The sequence below is a fragment of the Streptomyces sp. NPDC025793 genome (assembly GCF_055558375.1).
On the sequence record NZ_JBVHMR010000005.1, the window covers coordinates 83,311 to 100,965 of the forward strand.

The 17,655-nt window shown below is 75.3% G+C and carries 10 protein-coding genes and 1 pseudogene; 4 read left to right on the plus strand and 7 right to left on the minus strand.

The features are described from left to right. Positions 1-347: 347 nt before the first annotated feature. Positions 348-764, plus strand: a pseudogene (locus tag ACZ4MF_RS12785) (hypothetical protein); the annotation flags it as partial. 17 nt (positions 765-781) lie between these two features. On the opposite strand, the gene ACZ4MF_RS12790 reads toward ACZ4MF_RS12785, so the two are convergent. Both ACZ4MF_RS12790 and ACZ4MF_RS12795 read right to left on the minus strand, forming a co-directional pair. Continuing rightward, positions 782-2,365 carry an AMP-binding protein gene (locus tag ACZ4MF_RS12790; RefSeq protein WP_467492297.1) on the minus strand — a complete coding sequence of 528 codons (1,584 nt, stop codon included), beginning with the start codon at positions 2,363-2,365 and terminating at the stop codon, positions 782-784. A 23-nt stretch (positions 2,366-2,388) separates the two neighbouring features. Then, positions 2,389-4,074, minus strand: a complete 1,686-nt coding sequence (locus tag ACZ4MF_RS12795) for an AMP-binding protein (RefSeq protein ID WP_467492041.1) — start codon at positions 4,072-4,074, stop codon at positions 2,389-2,391. A gap of 117 nt (positions 4,075-4,191) precedes the next feature. On the opposite strand from ACZ4MF_RS12795, the gene ACZ4MF_RS12800 reads away from it, so the two are divergent. The 3 genes from ACZ4MF_RS12800 to ACZ4MF_RS12810 all read left to right on the plus strand — a co-directional run bounded on the left by ACZ4MF_RS12800 (position 4,192) and on the right by ACZ4MF_RS12810 (position 9,135). Beyond that, complete coding sequence (locus ACZ4MF_RS12800) at positions 4,192-5,022, plus strand: helix-turn-helix transcriptional regulator (protein ID WP_467492042.1); 831 nt, start codon at positions 4,192-4,194, stop codon at positions 5,020-5,022. Between the two features lie 168 nt (positions 5,023-5,190). After that, positions 5,191-8,142: a helix-turn-helix transcriptional regulator gene (locus tag ACZ4MF_RS12805; RefSeq protein ID WP_467492043.1), complete on the plus strand. Its 2,952-nt coding sequence runs from the start codon at positions 5,191-5,193 to the stop codon at positions 8,140-8,142. Positions 8,143-8,343: 201 nt separating this feature from the next. After that, the gene (locus ACZ4MF_RS12810) at positions 8,344-9,135 is read left to right on the plus strand and encodes a S1 family peptidase (protein WP_467492044.1); all 792 of its coding nucleotides are present in this window, start codon (positions 8,344-8,346) and stop codon (positions 9,133-9,135) included. A 192-nt stretch (positions 9,136-9,327) separates the two neighbouring features. Here the strand turns inward: ACZ4MF_RS12810 and ACZ4MF_RS12815 are convergent, their stop codons facing one another. Genes ACZ4MF_RS12815 through ACZ4MF_RS12835 form a run of 5 tightly spaced genes read right to left on the minus strand, consistent with a single transcriptional unit; the run spans position 9,328 to position 17,654 of the window. Beyond that, a complete protein-coding gene (locus tag ACZ4MF_RS12815; RefSeq protein ID WP_467492045.1) occupies positions 9,328-10,659 on the minus strand; it encodes an extracellular solute-binding protein in 1,332 nt (443 codons plus the stop codon). Between the two features lie 20 nt (positions 10,660-10,679). Continuing rightward, positions 10,680-11,645, minus strand: coding sequence for a hypothetical protein (locus ACZ4MF_RS12820; protein ID WP_467492046.1), 966 nt, complete (start codon positions 11,643-11,645; stop codon positions 10,680-10,682). After that, positions 11,642-13,171 carry a VWA domain-containing protein gene (locus ACZ4MF_RS12825; protein WP_467492047.1) on the minus strand — a complete coding sequence of 510 codons (1,530 nt, stop codon included), beginning with the start codon at positions 13,169-13,171 and terminating at the stop codon, positions 11,642-11,644. Before ACZ4MF_RS12825 ends, ACZ4MF_RS12820 begins: the two co-directional genes overlap by 4 nt. A 20-nt stretch (positions 13,172-13,191) precedes the next feature. Continuing rightward, a complete protein-coding gene (locus tag ACZ4MF_RS12830) occupies positions 13,192-15,522 on the minus strand; it encodes a tetratricopeptide repeat protein (RefSeq protein WP_467492048.1) in 2,331 nt (776 codons plus the stop codon). Further along, a complete protein-coding gene (locus tag ACZ4MF_RS12835) occupies positions 15,519-17,654 on the minus strand; it encodes a trypsin-like peptidase domain-containing protein (RefSeq protein ID WP_467492049.1) in 2,136 nt (711 codons plus the stop codon). Before ACZ4MF_RS12835 ends, ACZ4MF_RS12830 begins: the two co-directional genes overlap by 4 nt. Position 17,655 lies beyond the last annotated feature (1 nt).

Sequence of the window (17,655 nt, forward strand, 5' to 3'; positions counted from 1 at the left end):
CACCGCCGGAAGGCGGACCCCCGGCCGAAGGCGAACCACCGACCGAAGGCAAGCCAACCGCGGAACGCCAGGCCGCAGCCAGAGACGAGGCACCGCCGGAAGGCGGACCCCCGGCCGAAGGCGAACCACCGACCGAAGGCAAGCCAACCGCGGAACGCCAGGCCGCAGCCAGAGACGAGGCACCGGCCGGAAGCAGGACGCCGCCCGAACACGGGACGCCGGCCGGAAGCAGCACGCCGGATGGAGACGGGGTGCCCGCGGCCGGAGACGGGGTGCCCGCGGCCGGAGTCGGAGGGGCGCCAGGGGTGATGCCGGGGGCGGGCGGCGCGGGATGGGAGGACGTTTCCCGGCCTGCCTTTCAGCCGCGTGTCATCCGTACCGCCCGGGACGCCGTCACCACCGCCGCGCTGTATCTGCGCTGGCTCGGCTACCGGGACATCCGGCGTGCCGACCAGCGGCCGCCGAGCGGCATCGGGCTCGCCGCCCACGGGCTCCTCGCCCAGGTGGACCCGACCGTCCGCCCCGCGGCGCCGCGGGACGTGGAGTGCCTGTGGCTGACGGCGATGACGGAGGACGCGGACTGCGTGTACTTCTCGCTGGCCGGCTACACGGACGACGCCCGGCTGCGCGCGGCCGCCCTGGCCGTCCCCCTGTTCGTGCTGGACCTCGCGGGCGTCCCCCAGCCGATGAACGACGCGGCGCAGGCCCTGCACACCCAGGGCGCACCGGAGCGGGGGACGCGGGCGCGGGACGGACGGACCTGAGGCCGGCCGGCCCCGGCTCAGCCGCCGTAGGTCTCCCGCAGTTCGATCTTGCGCACCTTCCCGGACACCGTCATCGGGAAGGAGTCGAGCAGCCGGAGCCTGCTCGGGATCTTGTAGTGGGCGAGCCGGCCCTCGCAGAAGGCGCGCAGGTCCGCCAGGGTGAGCGGGTCCGCGGGGTCCTGCGGGATGACGCAGGCGAGCACCTCCTCGCCGTACTTCTCGTGCGGCACCCCGACGACCTGGACGTCCTTGATCCGCGGATGGGCGTAAAGGAACTCCTCGATCTCGCGCGGGTAGATGTTCTCGCCACCCCGGATGATCATGTCCTTGGTGCGGCCGACGATCTCGACGTACCCGTCCTCGCGCATCGTCGCCAGGTCCCCGGTGTGCATCCAGCGGCCCGCGTCGACGGCCTCGGCGGTCTTCTCGGGCTCGTTCCAGTAGCCGAGCATCACGCTGTAGCCGCGGGTGCACAACTCACCTGCCGTGCCCCGGGGTTGAGTGACCCCCGTGGCCGGGTCGACGATCTTCACCTCCAGGTGGGGCAGCACCCGCCCGACGGTGGCCGTGCGGTGTTCGAGGTCGTCCTCGATGCGGGTCTGGAGCGAGACGGGAGAGGTCTCGGTCATGCCGTAGCAGATGGAGACCTCGGCCATGTGCATCTCGGCGACGACCCGCTTCATCACCTCCACCGGGCACGGCGAGCCCGCCATGATGCCGGTGCGGAGGGTGGAGAGGTCGTACGTCCGGAAGTCGGGGAGGTTCAGTTCCGCGATGAACATGGTCGGCACGCCGTACAGGGACGTGCAGCGCTCCCGCTGCACCGCCGCCAGCGTGGCCCCCGGTTCGAAGGACGGCGCCGGGATGACCACGCAGGCGCCGTGCGAGGTGGCCGCGAGGTTGCCCATCACCATGCCGAAGCAGTGGTAGAAGGGCACGGGGATGCAGATCCGGTCCTGCTCGGTGTAGGAGATCGACTCGCCCACGAAATAGCCGTTGTTGAGGATGTTGTGGTGGGAGAGGGTGGCGCCCTTCGGGAAGCCGGTCGTGCCCGACGTGTACTGGATGTTGATGGGGTCGTCGCAGGACAGCTCCGCGTACGGGGCGTCGCCGGTGCCCCGCGCGAGCAGCGCCTCCCAGCTCGGGTCGCCGATGTACACGGTCTCGCGCAGCTCGGGGCACCGGCCCCGGACCTCCTGCACCATCGCCCGGTAGTCGCTGGTCTTGTGGCCGGGGGAGGCGAAGAGCAGGCAGATCCCGGCCTGGCGCAGGACGTACTCGACCTCGTGGGTGCGGTAGGCCGGGTTGATGTTCACCATGATCGCGCCGATGCGGGCGGTGGCGTACTGCACCAGGACCCACTCCGGGCAGTTGACCGCCCAGATGCCCACCCGGTCGCCCTTGACGACCCCGGCGGCCACCAGCGCCTGCGCCAACTCCTCCACTGCCGCGCCGAACTGGGCGTACGTCCAGCGCCGCCCCGAGGGCACGTCGACCAGCGCCTCGCGGTCCGGCCAGGCGGCCACGGCCCGGTCGAGGTTGGCGCCGATGGTGTCGCCGAGCAGGGCGGTGGTGCCCGTGCCGTGCGTGTACGACTGCACAGACGGCTGCGACGGCTGGGCGGTCACCGGAAGTCCTCCTCGCGGTACTCGTTCGCGGAGCCCTCGGCCGTCGCCTCGCGCAGCTCGATGCGGCGGATCTTGCCGGAGACGGTCTTGGGCAGGGCTCCGAACTCCAGCCTGCGGATGCGCTTGTAGGGGGCGAGCACCTGGCGGGAGTGCTCGAAGACGACCTTCGCGGTGTCCGGGCCCGCCTCGTAGCCCTCGGCGAGGACGACGTACGCCTTCGGCACGGCGAGCCGCAGCTCGTCCGGGGCGGGCACGACGGCCGCCTCGGCCACCGCCTCGTGCTCCAGCAGCGCGCTCTCCAGCTCGAACGGGCTGATCTTGTAGTCGGAGGCCTTGAAGACGTCGTCCGCGCGGCCGACGTAGGTGAGGTAGCCGTCCGCGTCGCGGGCGGCGATGTCGCCGGTGCGGTAGTAGCCGCCCGCCATCGCCTCGGCCGTACGGTCCGGGTCGCCGTGGTAGCCGGTCATCAGGCCGACGGGGCGCTCGGACAGGTCGAGGGCGATCTCGCCCTCGGCGGCGCCGGGGGCGCCCGAGACCGGGTCGAGCAGTTCGACGCGGTATCCGGGGCTCGGGCGGCCCATGGAGCCGGTCTTGAGGGCCTGTCCGGGGCTGTTGGAGACCTGCACGGCGGTCTCGGTCTGCCCGAAGCCGTCCCGGACGGTGACGCCCCAGGCCCGCCGGACCTGCTCGATCACCTCGGGGTTCAGCGGCTCTCCGGCGGCCACCACCTCGCGGGGCGGGGTGCGCAGCCGGCCGAGGTCGGCCTGGATCAGCATCCGCCACACCGTCGGCGGGGCACAGAAGGAGGTCACCCCGTGCCGGTCCATCTCGGCCATCAGCCGGGTCGCGTCGAAGCGCGTGTAGTTGTGGATGAACACGGTCGCCTCGGCGTTCCACGGCGCGAACAGGTTGGACCAGGCGTGCTTGGCCCAGCCGGGCGAGGAGATGTTCAGGTGCACGTCGCCGGGTTTCAGGCCGATCCAGTACATGGTCGCCAGGTGCCCGATGGGGTACGAGGTGTGGGTGTGCTCGACCAGCTTGGGGCGGGCGGTCGTACCGGAGGTGAAGTACAGCATCAGCGGGTCGTCGGCCAGGGTCGGGCCGTCGGGCTCGAACGCGGCGGGCGCGTCGTACGCGTCCTCGTACGCCTCCCAGTCCGCCCCGGCCGCCTCCCCGACGGCTCCGCCTACCGCGATCCGCGTGTAACCGCCGGGCACCCCGGCGAACTTGGCGGCGTCCTCGGCCCGCGCGATCACGTGCCTGACCCGGCCCCGGTCCACGCGGTCACGCAGGTCGGCCGGGCCGAGCAGCGGGGTGGCCGGGATGACGACCGCGCGCAGCTTCATCGCGGCCAGCGCCGTCTCCCACAGCTCGGCCTGGTTGCCGAGCATGACCAGGATGCGGTCCTCGGCGGCGACGCCCCGCGCGCGCAGGTGGTTCGCGACCCGGTTCGAGCGCTCGGCCATCTCGGCCAAGGACAGTTTCGTCTCGCAGCCGTCCTCCTCGACGATGTGCAGCGCGGTCCGGTCGTTGCCGGCGGCGATCACGTCGAACCAGTCCAGCGCCCAGTTGAAGTGCGCGGGCCGCGGCCAGGCGAAGCCCTCGCAGGCGGTGGCATAGTCCTCGCGGTGCGCCAGAAGGAAGTCCCGGGCGTCGCGGAACACCTCAGTCACCGTGCTCATCACATAACTCCTTGCTGTTCCGGACCATTGCCGGGCGGCTCTCTGGCATCGTCTAATCCGTGATGCAGGTCTCACCACCCCCGAACGGGGGTGTGGGCGGCCGGAAGGACGGACCAGGTGACGGCGGACGCGGCGGGGGCAGTGGAGATCGGTGGCGCGCTGGCCCGGCTGCGCCGGACGACGGGGCTCCCGGTGGCCTTCGGCGGGCTGCTGGAGTCGGGGCGGCCGCAGATCCGGATCAGCGAGCTGAGCGGTACGCACACGGCGGCCCTGCGCGCGCTCGCGGTGACGTCCGGCAACGGGCTCGGCGGCAAGGCGGTGGCGCTGGCCCGGCCGTGCGCGGTGACGGACTACTCCAGCTCCCGGCAGATCAGCCACGAGTACGACGTCCAGGTGGCCGCCGAGGGCATCCGCTCGGTCGTCGCCGTGCCGGTGGTGGTACGGCGCCGGGTGCGCGGGGTGCTGTACGGCGCGCTGCGCTCGGTCCAGCCCCTCGGTGACCGCACGCTGGGCGCGGCCATGGCCGCCGCCCGGGACGTGGAGCAGGCGCTGGTGGTGCGGGACGAGGCGCGGGAGCTGCTGGCGGCGGCACGGGCGGAGCCGGCCGTGGCCGTCCGGGGCGCGGCCTGGGAGCAGGTGCGCGAGGCGCACGCGGCGCTGCGCGCGCTCGCGCCCCGGATCCCGGACCCCGGGCTGCGGGCGGAACTGCTGGACGCCTGCGGGCTGTTGACGGCATCGCGCCCGGCCGGCGGCGCGACTCTGGCGCCGCGCGAACTCGACGTGCTGTCCTGGGTGGCGGCGGGGGCCACCAACGCGGCCGTGGCCGAGCGGCTGGGGCTGCGCCCGGAGACGGTGAAGGGCTATCTGCGTTCGGCGATGCGGAAGCTCGGCGCCCATACACGAGGGGAGGCGGTGACCGCGGCCCGCAGGGCGGGGCTGCTGCCGTAGCCCGGCACGGGCGGCCGCGACAGCAGTAAACAAACCTTCCTATTCAATGGGAACGGCCTTGATTTTCCCCGAGCTTGCCCTTCTGTTATTTCCCTCACGACGACTTCCGGCCGAATTTCAGCGATCGTTGCCTAGAATTTGGCCCGGACACGCCACACGAGGGGAGCGGTGACCGTGCGACGGGACTTCCAGGAGCCTGCCAAGTGCCGTCCCGACCTGGTCATCGGCCGCGAGGAGCTGTTCACCGGTGCCCGGGACCAGCTCGCCTCGGGCGGCAGTGTGCTGCTCCACGGTCCCGCCGGAATAGGGAAATCGACCGTCCTGCGGGCATTGGCCGAGGAATACGGCGCCACCGCGCACACGGTCCTGCGCTGCTCGGCCACCGAGTCCGAATCCCATCTTCCCTTCCTGGCCCTGGCCGACCTCCTCGGTCTGGTCCTCGACGACGTCTCGCCGCGGCTGCCGGCCGCCCAGCGCACCGCCCTGGAGTCGGCCCTCACCGGCCGCGGCGAGTCCAGCCTCCAGCGCGACGGCCTCGCCCTGCGCCTCGCCGTGCTCTCCGCGCTGCGCGCGCTCGCCGCACGCGGCGGGGTCCTCGTGGTCGCCGACGACCTGCAGTGGCTGGATCCGGCCAGCGCCGAACTGCTCGGCTTCGCCGCCCGGCGCCTGGAGGGCACCCCGGTCCAACTCCTGTGCGCGGTACGCACCGAGGGCACCGGGAGCCAGGAGTACGACCGGCATCTGCGGGCCTGCCCGCCGGACACCCTCGCCGTCCGGCTGGGCGCGCTGACCCGCGCCCAGGTCGCCCAGCTGCTCGACCACCGGGGCCACGGCCACCTGCCCCGCTCCACCGTCCGCGAGATCCACCGCACCTCCGGCGGCAACCCGCTGTTCGCCCTGGAGCTCGGCCGCGCCCTCGCCGAGAGCCCCACCCCGCCCCGGCCGGGCGAGCCGCTGCCGGTGCCGACCAGCTTGCGCGCCCTGGTCCTCAGCCGCCTGGACATGCTCTCCGTGGAGGCCCGGCGCACCCTGCTGGTGGCCAGCGCCGGCGCGAGACCCACCCCGGCCCTGCTGCACGCGGCGGGCCGGCCCCACGCCGAGGCCGAATGCGCCCAGGCCGCCGAGCTGGGGCTGCTGGCCACCGAACCCGACGCCCCCGCCGTACGCTTCGCGCACCCGCTGATCTCCGCCGCGCTGTACGCCGAGGCGCCCGCCCCCGAGCGGCGGGCCGCGCACGCGGCGCTGTCCACGGCCGCCTCCGACCCGATCGAGCGGGCCCGGCACCTGGCGCTGGCCACCGTGGGCGCCGACCCGGAGGTCGCCGCCCGGCTCGCCGAGGCCGCCGCCCTCGCCCGGGACCGGGGCGCCCCCTCGGTCGCGGCCCAGCTGGGACTGCTCGCCGCCCGGCACACCCCGGCGGACGGCGCGCCGCGCCAGGAGGAGCGCCGGCTCCAGGCCGCCGAGGACGCCATCACCGCGGGCGAGATCGACCTGGCCCGTGACATCGCCCGCGAGGTGCTCGCCCGGGCGGCCGTGCCCGCCGACCGGGTGCGGGCCTGGATGATCGTCATCGACAGCGCCGGGCACACCATGGCCGAGGTGGACGCCGTCTTCCCGCAGGCCCTCGCCGACGCCGGCGACGACCCCCGGCTGCTGGCCCTGGTCCACTACCAGCTGGCCTGGCGGGCGCTGATCGTGGCGGGCGACTTCACCGAGGCCCGCGAGGCCGCCGCGCACGCCGCGGAGCTGGCCGCGCGCGGCCGGGAACGGCGCACCGAGCTGCTCGCGCTCGCCTTCCAGGCGCAGACCGAGACCCTGATGGGCCATCCGGAGGCGCCCCGCACCATCCAGCGGGCCCTGAAGGAGCCGCAGGACCCCCGGGTGACCTGGCACCACAACGGGGCGCTCAGTGCCCGGTTCCGCTGGCTGGTCATGGGCGACCAGCTGGTGGAGGCGCGAGCGACGGTCACCGCGCTGCTGCGCGAGGTGCGCCGGCGCGGCTCGGTGGAGAGCGAGGTGCACTTCCTGCGCGGCCTGGCCGAGACCGAGCTGCGCGCCGGGCACTGCGGGCGCGCCCTGGAGCTGGCCCGCGACAGCCTGCGACTGGCCCGGGACTCCGGGATCGGCGAGACCGCCTCGGCGATGCTGACCTCGCTCGCGGAGGCCTCCGGCGGCGATGTGGACCGGGCGCTCGCGCTCGCCCGGGAGGCGGTGCAGCACGCGGAGGAGGACGGCGACCAGATGTATCTCTCCCGGGCGCTGGGCGCGCTCGGGTACGCCCAGTTGGTGGCCGGGGACCCGGCGGGCACGGTGCGCTCGCTGCGCCGGGTGCGCCGGCTGGAGCTGGGGCTCGGCATCACCGACCCGGCGCGCGGCCGCTGGCAGGGCGACCTCGCCGAGGCACTGGTCCGAACCGGTGAACCGGCGGAGGCGCAGGACGTCATCGACGTGAGCCGCGAGCACGCCCTCAGGCTCGGCCGGGAGAGCGTCCTCGCCGTCCTGGACCGCTCCGAGGCGCTGGTGCGGGCCGCCCGGGGCGACCTGGAGGCGGCGACGGCCCAGCTGACGTCCGCTCAGGACCGGCTCGGCAAGCTCGGCTACGGGCTGGAGGAGGCGCGGGCCGCGTTCGCCCTGGCCCGGCTGCGGCCGCGACGCCCCGTGGGCGGCGCGGGCGGCTCAGGAGGCACGGCGCGGGGAGCGGGCGGGGCGGGCGGGGGCGGCCCGGCGGGGACGCGGAGCACGGGCGGCCCCGGGGGCGCAGGCGTTGCGGAGGGGGCCGGGGCGCGGCGCCAGCCGGCGGGCTTCGACGAGGCCACCCGGATGTTCCGCCGCTGCCGGGCGCTGCCCTGGCTGCACCAGGTGGACGAGGCCATGACCGCCCCCGAGCCGGATCCGGCGCCGGCCGCGGCGGACGCCCTGGACGCGCTCGGCGTGCTGGCCGCGATGGAGCGTCAGGTCGCCGCACTGGTCATGGAGGGCGCCACCAACCGGGAGATCGCCGCCCGGCTGTTCATCAGCGTCAAGACGGTGGAGGCGACGCTGACCCGGGTCTACCGCAAGCTGGGGATCCGGTCGCGGGTCGACATCGTCCGATTGGCGGCGGCTCACCGCGCGAAGTGACGACGTGGCCGGTTAACTGATGCCGACCGAGGGTTTTCCCTCACCCCACTCGCTAGGGGGTTCCCTCATTGGGAGCCGACGGATCCGGGTCCTAGCGTAAAGGGCGTGCCGCTCGCCCGGGCACACGGGGTCCGGTCCCGCGAACCCCGTACACCCCGCCCGTGCGACCCCCCACCGGTGCAACCCCCACTGAGGAGACTCATGTTCGGGCTCAGACGTGCCAGAAAGACGGCCGCGATCACGGTGGCCTGTGCCGCCGCCGCGGCGACCACGCTGCTCGCCTCCCCCACGGCGAGCGCGGCCCCGCAGCCCATCGTCGGCGGTACGGCCACCACGACGGCGGCGTACCCGTTCGTCATGCAGATCACGGACGCCTCCGGCAACCAGTTCTGCGGCGGCACCCTGGTGTCCGCCAACAAGGTCGTCACGGCCGCGCACTGCATGGCCGGCGAGTCGGCGAGCAGCGTCCGGGTGGTCGGCGGCCGGACCTTCCTGAACGGCACCGACGGCACGGTCAGCAACGTCAGCAAGATCTGGACCAACCCGAACTACACGGACGCCACGCAGGGCAACGACGTGTCCGTGCTGACCCTGGCGACGTCGATGCCGTACACCGCGGCGAAGTACGTGTCCGCCTCGGACACCGGGGTGTACGGGGCCGGTGCCTCGGCCCGCATCCTCGGCTGGGGCACCACCTCGGAGAACGGCAGCTCCTCCAACCAGCTGCGGACCGCGACCGTCCCGCTCGTGGCCGACTCCAGCTGCAAGAGCTCCTACGGTTCGGACTTCGTCCAGTCCGACATGGTTTGCGCCGGATACGCGTCCGGCGGCACAGACACCTGCCAGGGCGACAGCGGCGGTCCCCTGCTCATCGGGGGCGTCCTGGCAGGGATCACTTCCTGGGGAGAGGGGTGCGCGGAGGCCGGCTACCCGGGTGTCTACACCCGGCTGGCCACCTTCTCGGACCTCGTGACCGCGCAGGTCACCTCGTGACCGGGAAACCGGACACCTGAGCATCCCTCAGGTCGATGCCAGGGGGACGTTGCGAGCCACCACGAGCGGCCCGCAACGTCCCCCTCTCCACTGCCGTACGGCGTTGAGCCGCCGGGGGGCCGCTCAGCGCCGTACGACGGCCGTAAACCGAATCCCGGACACATCCCTCGATCGAGTGGTCCCGGCCCGTCTTCAGGGCGTCTCCCGGCCGACGGGTGCACCGACGTGGTCGCACACGGACTGGAGCCAGGTCAGGCCGTGGGTCAGGCGCAGGGAGTCCAGGTCCTTCAGCAGGGTGCCGAGGTGGCCGGGATGGGCGAGGTACTCGATCGTCGCCTCGGCGAAGGCGTCGCGCACCGAGGGCGGCATCGCGTCGGAGGCGTCGAAGCAGTGCACCGCGCGGTCGTCGAGGAGGGTCGCGGCCGCCGCCCGGTGCCAGTCGGCGCCCCGGGCGGCGGGGGCGGGCTGGGCGTCGGGGCTGACCGAGAAGCCCGACTCCCGGGCGTTCCAGGCGCGTTGGGCGTCGGCCGAGGCGAGGTAGCCGATCAGGGTGCGGGCCGGTGAGGTGTCGTGCAGCAGGGCGACCAGGTCGCCGGAGACCTCCCAGGCGTCCTCGGCCCTCGCCCCGGGGATCAGCCGGGCGGAGGGCTCGTACCGCCCGTCGGCCCGTTTCCAGACGTCTTGGTTGCGGATGAAGGACGCCTGGTGCTCCAGCGTGCAGCCGCGCGGCGTGCGGGTGACCGGCCCGGCCGCGTCCTGGTACGGCGTCTTCAGCGCCCGGCGCACCAGGGCCGGGTCCCCGCCCGCGCCGACGAGGCGGCCCCAGGCCGTCCAGGCCCCCTGCACCTGCGCGGACCGCCAGGGCAGTTCGCCGCGCGCCCAGCGCTGGTAGGCGTCCGGGCCGTACTGCTGGAGCAGGATGTCCTCGATCCAGTCGGTGCCGGGCCAGCCGCTGGTCGCCCCGGAGCCCATGCCGAGGCACCACTGCCCGGGCCGCCGCGCGGCCGCGGCGCGCTGCTGTGCGCTCAGGCCGCCCGGGTACCAGACGATGCTCTTCAGGTCGGCCTTGAGCGGGAACCAGTAGACGTGCCCGTCCAGCGGCGTGGTCCAGGACGCGCCGAAGCCGGACCGGGGCAGCAGGCCGTCGAGCGGCTTCAGCTGTCCCTGCCGGGCGTAGTCGGCGAGTTCGCCGGGTCCGGTCAGCACCACCACGTCGGGCGGGGTGCCGGCCTCGGCGTCGGCGCCGAGCACCTGGCTCTCGGCGGAGCTGCCCTGGTAGTCGACGTGGATGTGGTGCGTGCGCGCGAACGGGTCGAGGACCGTCTCGCGGAAGTTGCGCTCGTCCGTGCCGGTCCAGTTCGCCAGCAGGGTGACGGTCGGCTCCTGCCCGAGGGCGCGGACGCCGGCGGCGAGGCCCGCCGCCAGCAGGACGAGGCAGCCCGCCAGCACCGTGAGGGTGCGCACCCGGCGGCGGCGCGGGGCGGCGCCGGGTGCGCCAGCGGGCGTGGGGGCGGTGGCCGGCACGGGGCCGGTGTGCGGGGCGCTCACCGGGGCCTGAACCGGTAGTCGTCGATGTGCCGCCGCAGTCCCGTCTCGGCGAGGGCCATGAGCAGGATGCCTCCGATCAGGATCCACACCGCCGCCGACGCGCGGAAGCCGGTGTGGGCGAGGTACGAGGCGGTGTGCCGCCCCGCGTCGGTGATGAGCGGTCCGGACAGCGGGCGGTCGAGCAGGGCGCGGGTGTGCGCCATGCCCCGGTGCGTCCACGCGGTGAACAGCAGCGCGGTGACCACCCAGACCACGAGCAGGCCGCCCGCCGCGAGGAGCCCGCGGTTGAACCGGCGGCGGAAGCGGCGGCGCAGGAACAGCTGGGTCTCCAGCAGGGCCGCGGCGAGGACGAGGGTCAGCAGCAGGGTCATGGTCCAGCCGCACCACAGCAGCGGCCCGAAGCCGGTCTGGCGGTGCACCGTGGCACGCAGCTGGGCGCGCAGCGCCGTCAGCCGGGCCTGGATGCCGGAGCCCTCGTCCGTCAGGACGCTGGTGGCGTAGCTCAGGTAGGCCTCGCGCAACACGCTGCCGGCGGGCTGGAGTTGGGCCTGCTGGACCTTGACGGCGTACACGGTGATCAGCCCGGCGACGGTCTGCAGGGCCTGCCGGCCCGCCGGCCCGCCGATGTCGTCCCCGGCGGCGGCCGCGAGACTCTGCGCGGCGACCGAGATCTGCTTCTGGAAGTCGCTGGTCGGCGCCGCCGCACCGGCGTCCCGCTGGGCCTGGTCGAGCGCGTACAGGGCCGTGTCGAGGGACAGCACGGCCGGCGCACTGGCGGTGCGCAGCGGATCGGCGTCCCCGTGCACCCCTTCGTACGACAGGAACAGACACAGCGTCAGCAGCCCCGACAGGGCCAGCAGCAGACGATGGCGTACGGCGAGGTCGTGCGCCGTGGCGCTGACGGCCGCACCGGGGCGGCCGGTGTCGTACGGGGGCGTGAGGGGCACGGACGCCGGGGTCATGAGGGGGATCCCCGCAGGGGTCGGCCGCAGTCGCCGCCGCAGTAGGCGGAGTCGGCCGGGCCGAGCCACCCGCACTCCGGGCACTCGACGAGGTCCCCGGGCCCGGGGCCGCCCTGCGGCGCGAGGCCGGCGCCGGGCGGCGGGCCGGGGGCGGGCGGCTCGGGCGGGGTCGTCAGCGCGCTGGAGAGGATCAGGTGCTGCCAGTCCACGTCCTTCAGGCCGCTGCGGACCCGGCCCGTGCCCCGCCCCGCCCCGCCCTCTCCCCTCTCCTCGATGCGCCGCAGCGCGCCCACCAGCTGGGCGTCGTCCAGCTCGGCGGCCACCGCCAGCACCCGCGCCAGCGCACGGTCCGCCGCCGACCGGCCCTCGCTGCCGCGCAGCCACGCCCGGTAGGCCTCGGCCACGGCGCCCTCCACCTGCCGGTACAGCTCGCGCCGGCGCACCCCGGGATGCTGCCGGGAGGCGTCGAGCGGGTTGTCGGTCCAGCGCACCAGGACGGGCCTCGGCGGGGGCAGCCGCACCGGGCGCCCGGCCTCGGGCACGACGACCTCCACGGCGGCGAGCTGGAGGTCCTCGCCGGTCTCGCGGCCGGTCGGGTCGGCGCTCAGGACGGCCTGGAAGTGCCGTACTTCGTCGCCCCAGGCCCGGGTGACGTACTCGGTGCCGCGTCCGCCGGAGCCGGCGGCCGGGACGGCGGTCAGCTCCTGCTCGTTCGGCACCACCTGGGTGACCCGGCGGATCACCGTGCCGGGTGTGGGGGTCAGTCTGATGCGCAGCTCGGGTACCGCCGTGCCGAGCAGGTCCCGCATCAACTCCTCGTAGGCCGCGGTCAGTTCGGACACGTCGCGGACCGCTCCGGCCCGGCCGTGCAGCCGCCGGGTGATGCGCAGCAGCAGCTCGGCGTCCCAGTCGTCGCCGATGCCCCAGGCGTCGCAGACGAACCGGCCCTCGCACGCGTCCAGCGCGGTCTGCAGGGTCATGGCGGCCCGGTGGTCGTGCTCGTTGCGCCCGTCGGTCAGCAGCAGGACGTGCTTGACCGGGGCGCTCTGCCGCGTCAGCAGCCGGCGGGCGAGGTCGAGCCAGGTGCCGATGGCGGTGCCGCCGTCCGCGTCCAGGATCCGCACGGCCCGCTCGGCGGCGTCGCGTTCGGCGGGCCCGGCGACCGCCATCGGCGGGCCGCCGGGCCCGGGATGGACCACCCCGGCCCGGAACCGCCCGGAGAGCACGGCGAAGGGCGTGCCGTCGGGCAGCAGCCGGACCGCGGCGACGGTGGCGTCCTTCGCGGCGTGCAGCTTGGCGGCCGGGTGGAGCATGGAGCGGGAGGTGTCGACGATCAGCACCTCGGCGAGCGCGGGCCCCGCCCCGGGGCCGGCGGCGAGCCCCGCCGCGCCGTGGCTGCTGACGCCGATCTCCAGGATCGCGTGCATCTCCCGGCCGGCAACGCTCCCGGCCGTGGGCGGGGCGGCGGGCAGTTCCTTCTGCTGGCCGACCGCGAGCGTCACCTCGATCGGTCCGGGCACGGTCATCGTCGTCCCCCACGTGGTGGTCAGAAGGTGGTCGTCGGGCGGACCGCGTGGGCCAGGTCGAGGAGCCGGCCGTGCTGCGCGGCGGTGCGGGCCTGCGCGGCCAGCTGCCGGAAGGAGTGCTCCAGCAGGGCGCGCAGGGCGTCCTCGTCGCCGGGCCCGAGGACGTCCCCGGCGCACGTCTCGCCCCAGCCCGGCTCCGGCCGGCCGTACAGGGCGTGCTCGCGGACCTCGGCGGCCAGCCGGGCCCGGGACTCGCCGTCGGCGGCGCCGCCGTCCAGGCGCAGCTCGGGCAGCCGCCGGGCGGCGTCTGCCAGGTCGGCCGGCGAGGGCGGGCCGACGCGCAGGAGCCCGGCGCGGACGCGTACCGCCGCGATCCGGGCCGCGTCGTGGTGGCGGGAGGTGCCCGGTACGTCGTCGAGGACGTGCACGGCCGCGTCCCGGTCGCCGCGGGCCAGATGGCAGCGGGCCAGCCCGAACGCGGCGGCGGTGTGGGCGAAGTCCCGTTTCCACACGGCCTCGTAGAACAGCACGGCGCGGGCGAGGCACTGCCGGCGGACCCGCACGGCCTCGTCATCGGCCCCGGGCTCCGCCTCTTCCGGTGCTCCGGCTTCCGCTTCGGGTACGGCTGCCGCGTGTTCCGAGCAGTAGCCGAGGGCCAGTTTGGGGACGTACTCGCCGGGCAGTGCGCCGTACACGGCGTCGAAGTGGTTCCCGGCCTCGGCGACTTCGCCCCGGCTGAGGCGCAGGACGCCGCGGTGCCAGGCGATGCGCCAGTCGTGGGCGGCGGCGCGCTCGCCGAGCTGGGTCTCGGCCTCGGCGAGCCAGCTCTCGGCCTGCCGCTGCTCACCACGTCTGAGGTAGGCGCGGCACAGCCACAGCGCGGTCTCGGGGGTGCCGAGCCGGGCTTCGCGGGACCAGGCCAGGGCGACCTCGTCGGGGGCGTCGGGCGAGAACGTGTCCAGCAGCAGGGCGGCGCCGTCGTCGGGATCGGGCACCGGCTCCGGGAGGGCGCCGGCGACCTCGGCGGCGGAGGGCGGGGCGACGCCCAGTGGTCCGGGCCGTGCGCCGGGGCGTGCGGTCCAGTGGTCCAGGGCCGGGATCGCGCCGAGCCCCGCGTCGAGGCTGGCGCCGGCGGCGCGGAACCGGGTGGAGCTCTCCGGCAGCTGCTCGCCGAACTGGAGCGAGCGGAACTCCCGCAGCGCCTCCCACAGTTGGCGGGACATCTCGGCGGCCGAGCGGAAGCGGGCGGCGGGTTCGGGGTGGGTGGCGCGGTCGACGATCCGGCGGAAGGAGGCGGAGGCGAGCCCGCGGGCCGGTTCGGCGGCGCGGTGCAGGGCCTGGAGGGTCATGCCCACGGTGTAGAGGTCGCTGTCGACGTGCCAGCCGCGCCGGTCGATCTCCTCCTTGGGCGGGGCGAAGCCGGCCGTGTGGACGTAGGCGGAGGTGCGGTCGCCGATCGCGCGGACCGCGCCGAGGTCGATGACCTTGACCGCCCGGCCGAAGTGGATGACGTTGGCCGGCTTCATGTCGCAGTACAGCAGCCCGCGTTCGTGCATGTACTGGAGGGCGCCGAGGATCTTGCAGCCGTAGGTGAGGACGTGGTCGAGGCGGGGGCGGCCGTGGAAGATCCGCTCGGCGTCGTCGGCGTCGAAGAGCTGCTGGAGGGAGCGGCCGCCGATGTAGTCCATGACCAGGTAGCCGGTGGGCGGGCGGCCGGGGGCGCGGTGGTCGGCGTAGGTGATGATGCGGACGATGTCGGGGTGGTGCAGGGCGGTCAGGGAGCGGCGCTCCTCGACGGCGCCCAGGCGGGCGAGGGTGTCGTGGACGTCGATCCGGCCCTTGAGGACGACCCGGTGGCCGTCGGCGCGGGTGTCCTCGGCGAGATGGATCCAGCCGAGGCCGCCGCGGGCGAGACAGCCGAGGACCCGGTAGTGACCGGCGACCACGTCACCCTTGTCCAGCTGGGGCAGGAAGGAGTACGGCGTGCCGCAGCGGGGGCAGCGGCCGGTGGCGCGGGCGGGCTGGCCGCCGTAGCCGAGGCCGACGGTCATGGTGCAGCCGTTCGCTCCGCAGCGGCGGCCGCCGGTGGGCGGGCGGGGGTCGGCCACGAGCACGTCGTCCGGTACGGGGACCTCCGGCAGGACGACCAGGCCGTGCGGGTCGAGTTCCCCGACCCCGGCGACCGCGTGCACGGCGGGCGGTCCGGCGCTCTCCTCGGCGGCGGACGGCACCGGTCGCACGGCCCGCGCGGGCGGCTCGCCGGGCGCCTCGACGTGCCGGTGCCCGCAGGTGTCGCAGTAACCGGTCCCCATGATGTGCCCCGCGCAGCCGGGCCGGACGCATGAGATCACGACGTGCTCTCCTCTCCGGAGCGGGGGACACGGAGCGCCGGGCCCCGAATCCCGGGGTCGCCGTCGCCCCGCGCCGCGGCCGGGTCGCCCTGTGCCGCCGCCGGGGGCCCACCCCCGAGAACCCCGGCGGTCGGGCGGCCGGGCACCGGCCCCGGGTCGCCGGCCGGGCCGGCCGGGTTCCCGTGTGCCGTCACCGTGCCTCCGGCACCGGCACGGGCGCCGCCCGAACTGCCGTGCGCGGCATCCTGACCGTCCGGTTCCGGGCGGCCGGGTGCCGCGCCCGCGCTTCCAGGGGCCGGACCGCCCACTGCCCTGTCCTCCCGCCCCGGTCTCGCTCCCCGGTCCGTGGGGCGGGAGCCGTCCGGTGGCGGGGGCGGGGTGTCCCCCGGCCTCGCCGGGCTCCCCGGCGTGGGCGGCGAGCAGAACGTGATGAACCGTTCGACGGCCGCCTCGGCGCACTCGATGTCGCACGGTGTGTGCCGCAGTACGCGGAGCGCGTCCTCGTAGCGCAGGTACGCCTCCATGACCGGGTCGCCGGACTCGGCCCGCGCACCGGCCGCCCCCGGGGCACCGGCCGCTTGGGCCGTTTCCGCCGCCGTCGCGGCGCGCCGGCGGCACAGGGGCCACTCGGCGCTGACCCGGCCGAGGAGTTCCTCGCGGCGGTGGAGGCGGGTGTCGAGGTGGCCGATGGCCTGTTCCAGGCGTCGGCGGCGGCGCTCGGCGGCGTCCTCGAACGCGAACAGCTGCCCGGCGCGGCCGGGTTCGCGCTCGCTCTGCGGGGTGTGGGCGACCCACGCGCGCAGCATCCGGGTGCGCCGCAGGCCGCCGTCGGCCTGCTCGACCAGCCGCCGGGCGCCGGGGCCGGGCAGCACCCGGTCCCGGAGCCGGTCCAGGGCCGGGCCCAACTCCTCGACGATCCGGTCGAGTTCGCCGTGCAGCCGGACCCAGCGGTCGCGCAGCGGGCGGTCCACCAGCAGCTCGGTGGCGTGTTCGGCGTACTCCCCCTCGCGGCGGAAGACCAGCAGCAGCCGGGCCCCCTGGCGGGCGAGCCGGTCCAACAGGCCGAGCAGGGCGGCGGGTTCGGCGGCACGGTCGACGCCGACGAGGACCGCGGCGAGCGGGACGTGCAGCCCGCCGAGCCGTTCGGGCCGGGGGTCGTCGCGGATGCCGAGCCGGGCGGCGACGCGGTCCATGACCTCGGCGGCCGTGAGCCCGCCCGCGTCCAGGGCCAGGTCGTGGGCGCCGGCCGGGGGCACGGTCTCGGGCGGGTCCTGGCTGAAGACGCTGGTGTTCCGGTCGGTACGCAGCTCCCGGTCGGCGAGCGTGACGGCCCGGCCCAGGGTCCAGTCGCGGTCGCCGCGCTCGGGGACGACGGTGACCAGCACCGGCCAGCCCTCGCCGCGGAACCAGGAGGCGAGTTCGGTGGCGAACGGCACGTCGAGCGCGCCGGGCGCGTCCTGGGCGCCGGTGCGCAGCCGGGGGTCGACGGCCTCGGCGCCGTCGGCCCAGGCGGCGACCTGCGGCAGATGGCTGAGGATGGTCTCGGTGGGGCTCATGTAGCTGAAGGCGGAGGGGGTTCCCTCGTCCACGCTGAGGACGATGCCGATGACCCGGCCGGTCGCGTGGTCGACCACCGGGCCGCCGCTGAAGCCGGGTGCGGCCAGCTCACCGGGGGTCCGCGGGCGCAGTTGCACCTGGCTGTCGCGGCCCCGGGCGGCTTCCAGCGTGGCGCCGTGCCAGCGGCCGCCGTCGTCGCCGTCCGGGAAGCCGTACATGCTCACGGCTCCGTACGGCACGGCGAGCCGGTGGAGCCGGGTGGTGTGGCCGTCGGGCAGGCGTCGGTCCAGGCGCAGCAGGGCGAGGTCGCCGCTGCGATCGCCGAGGCCGTCCTCGCGCTGCGGCACGTGCTCGTCCTCGCGGACGGTGGCGGGTACGGCGTCCAGGCCGGGCACCGCGACCAGGCGGACGGCGTAGCGGCGGCCCGGCGCGACGACGTGCGCGGCGGTGAGCACGCGGTCCGGGGCGAGCAGCACCCCCGCACCGAGCACCTGTCCGTCCGGCGCCTCGATGCGGGCGATCCAGGACGGCATCCGTAACCGCGTCGTGACGGCTCGCTCCCCCGTGCGCGTCATG

Coding starts and splice junctions, on each gene's coding strand:
- ACZ4MF_RS12795 (WP_467492041.1), bottom strand. CDS start 4,074: ATGAGCACGGTGACTGAGGTGTTCCGCGACGCCCGGGACTTCCTTCTG.
- ACZ4MF_RS12825 (WP_467492047.1), bottom strand. CDS start 13,171: ATGACCGTGCCCGGACCGATCGAGGTGACGCTCGCGGTCGGCCAGCAG.
- ACZ4MF_RS12835 (WP_467492049.1), bottom strand. CDS start 17,654: ATGACGCGCACGGGGGAGCGAGCCGTCACGACGCGGTTACGGATGCCG.
- ACZ4MF_RS12820 (WP_467492046.1), bottom strand. CDS start 11,645: ATGACCCCGGCGTCCGTGCCCCTCACGCCCCCGTACGACACCGGCCGC.
- ACZ4MF_RS12810 (WP_467492044.1), top strand. CDS start 8,344: ATGTTCGGGCTCAGACGTGCCAGAAAGACGGCCGCGATCACGGTGGCC.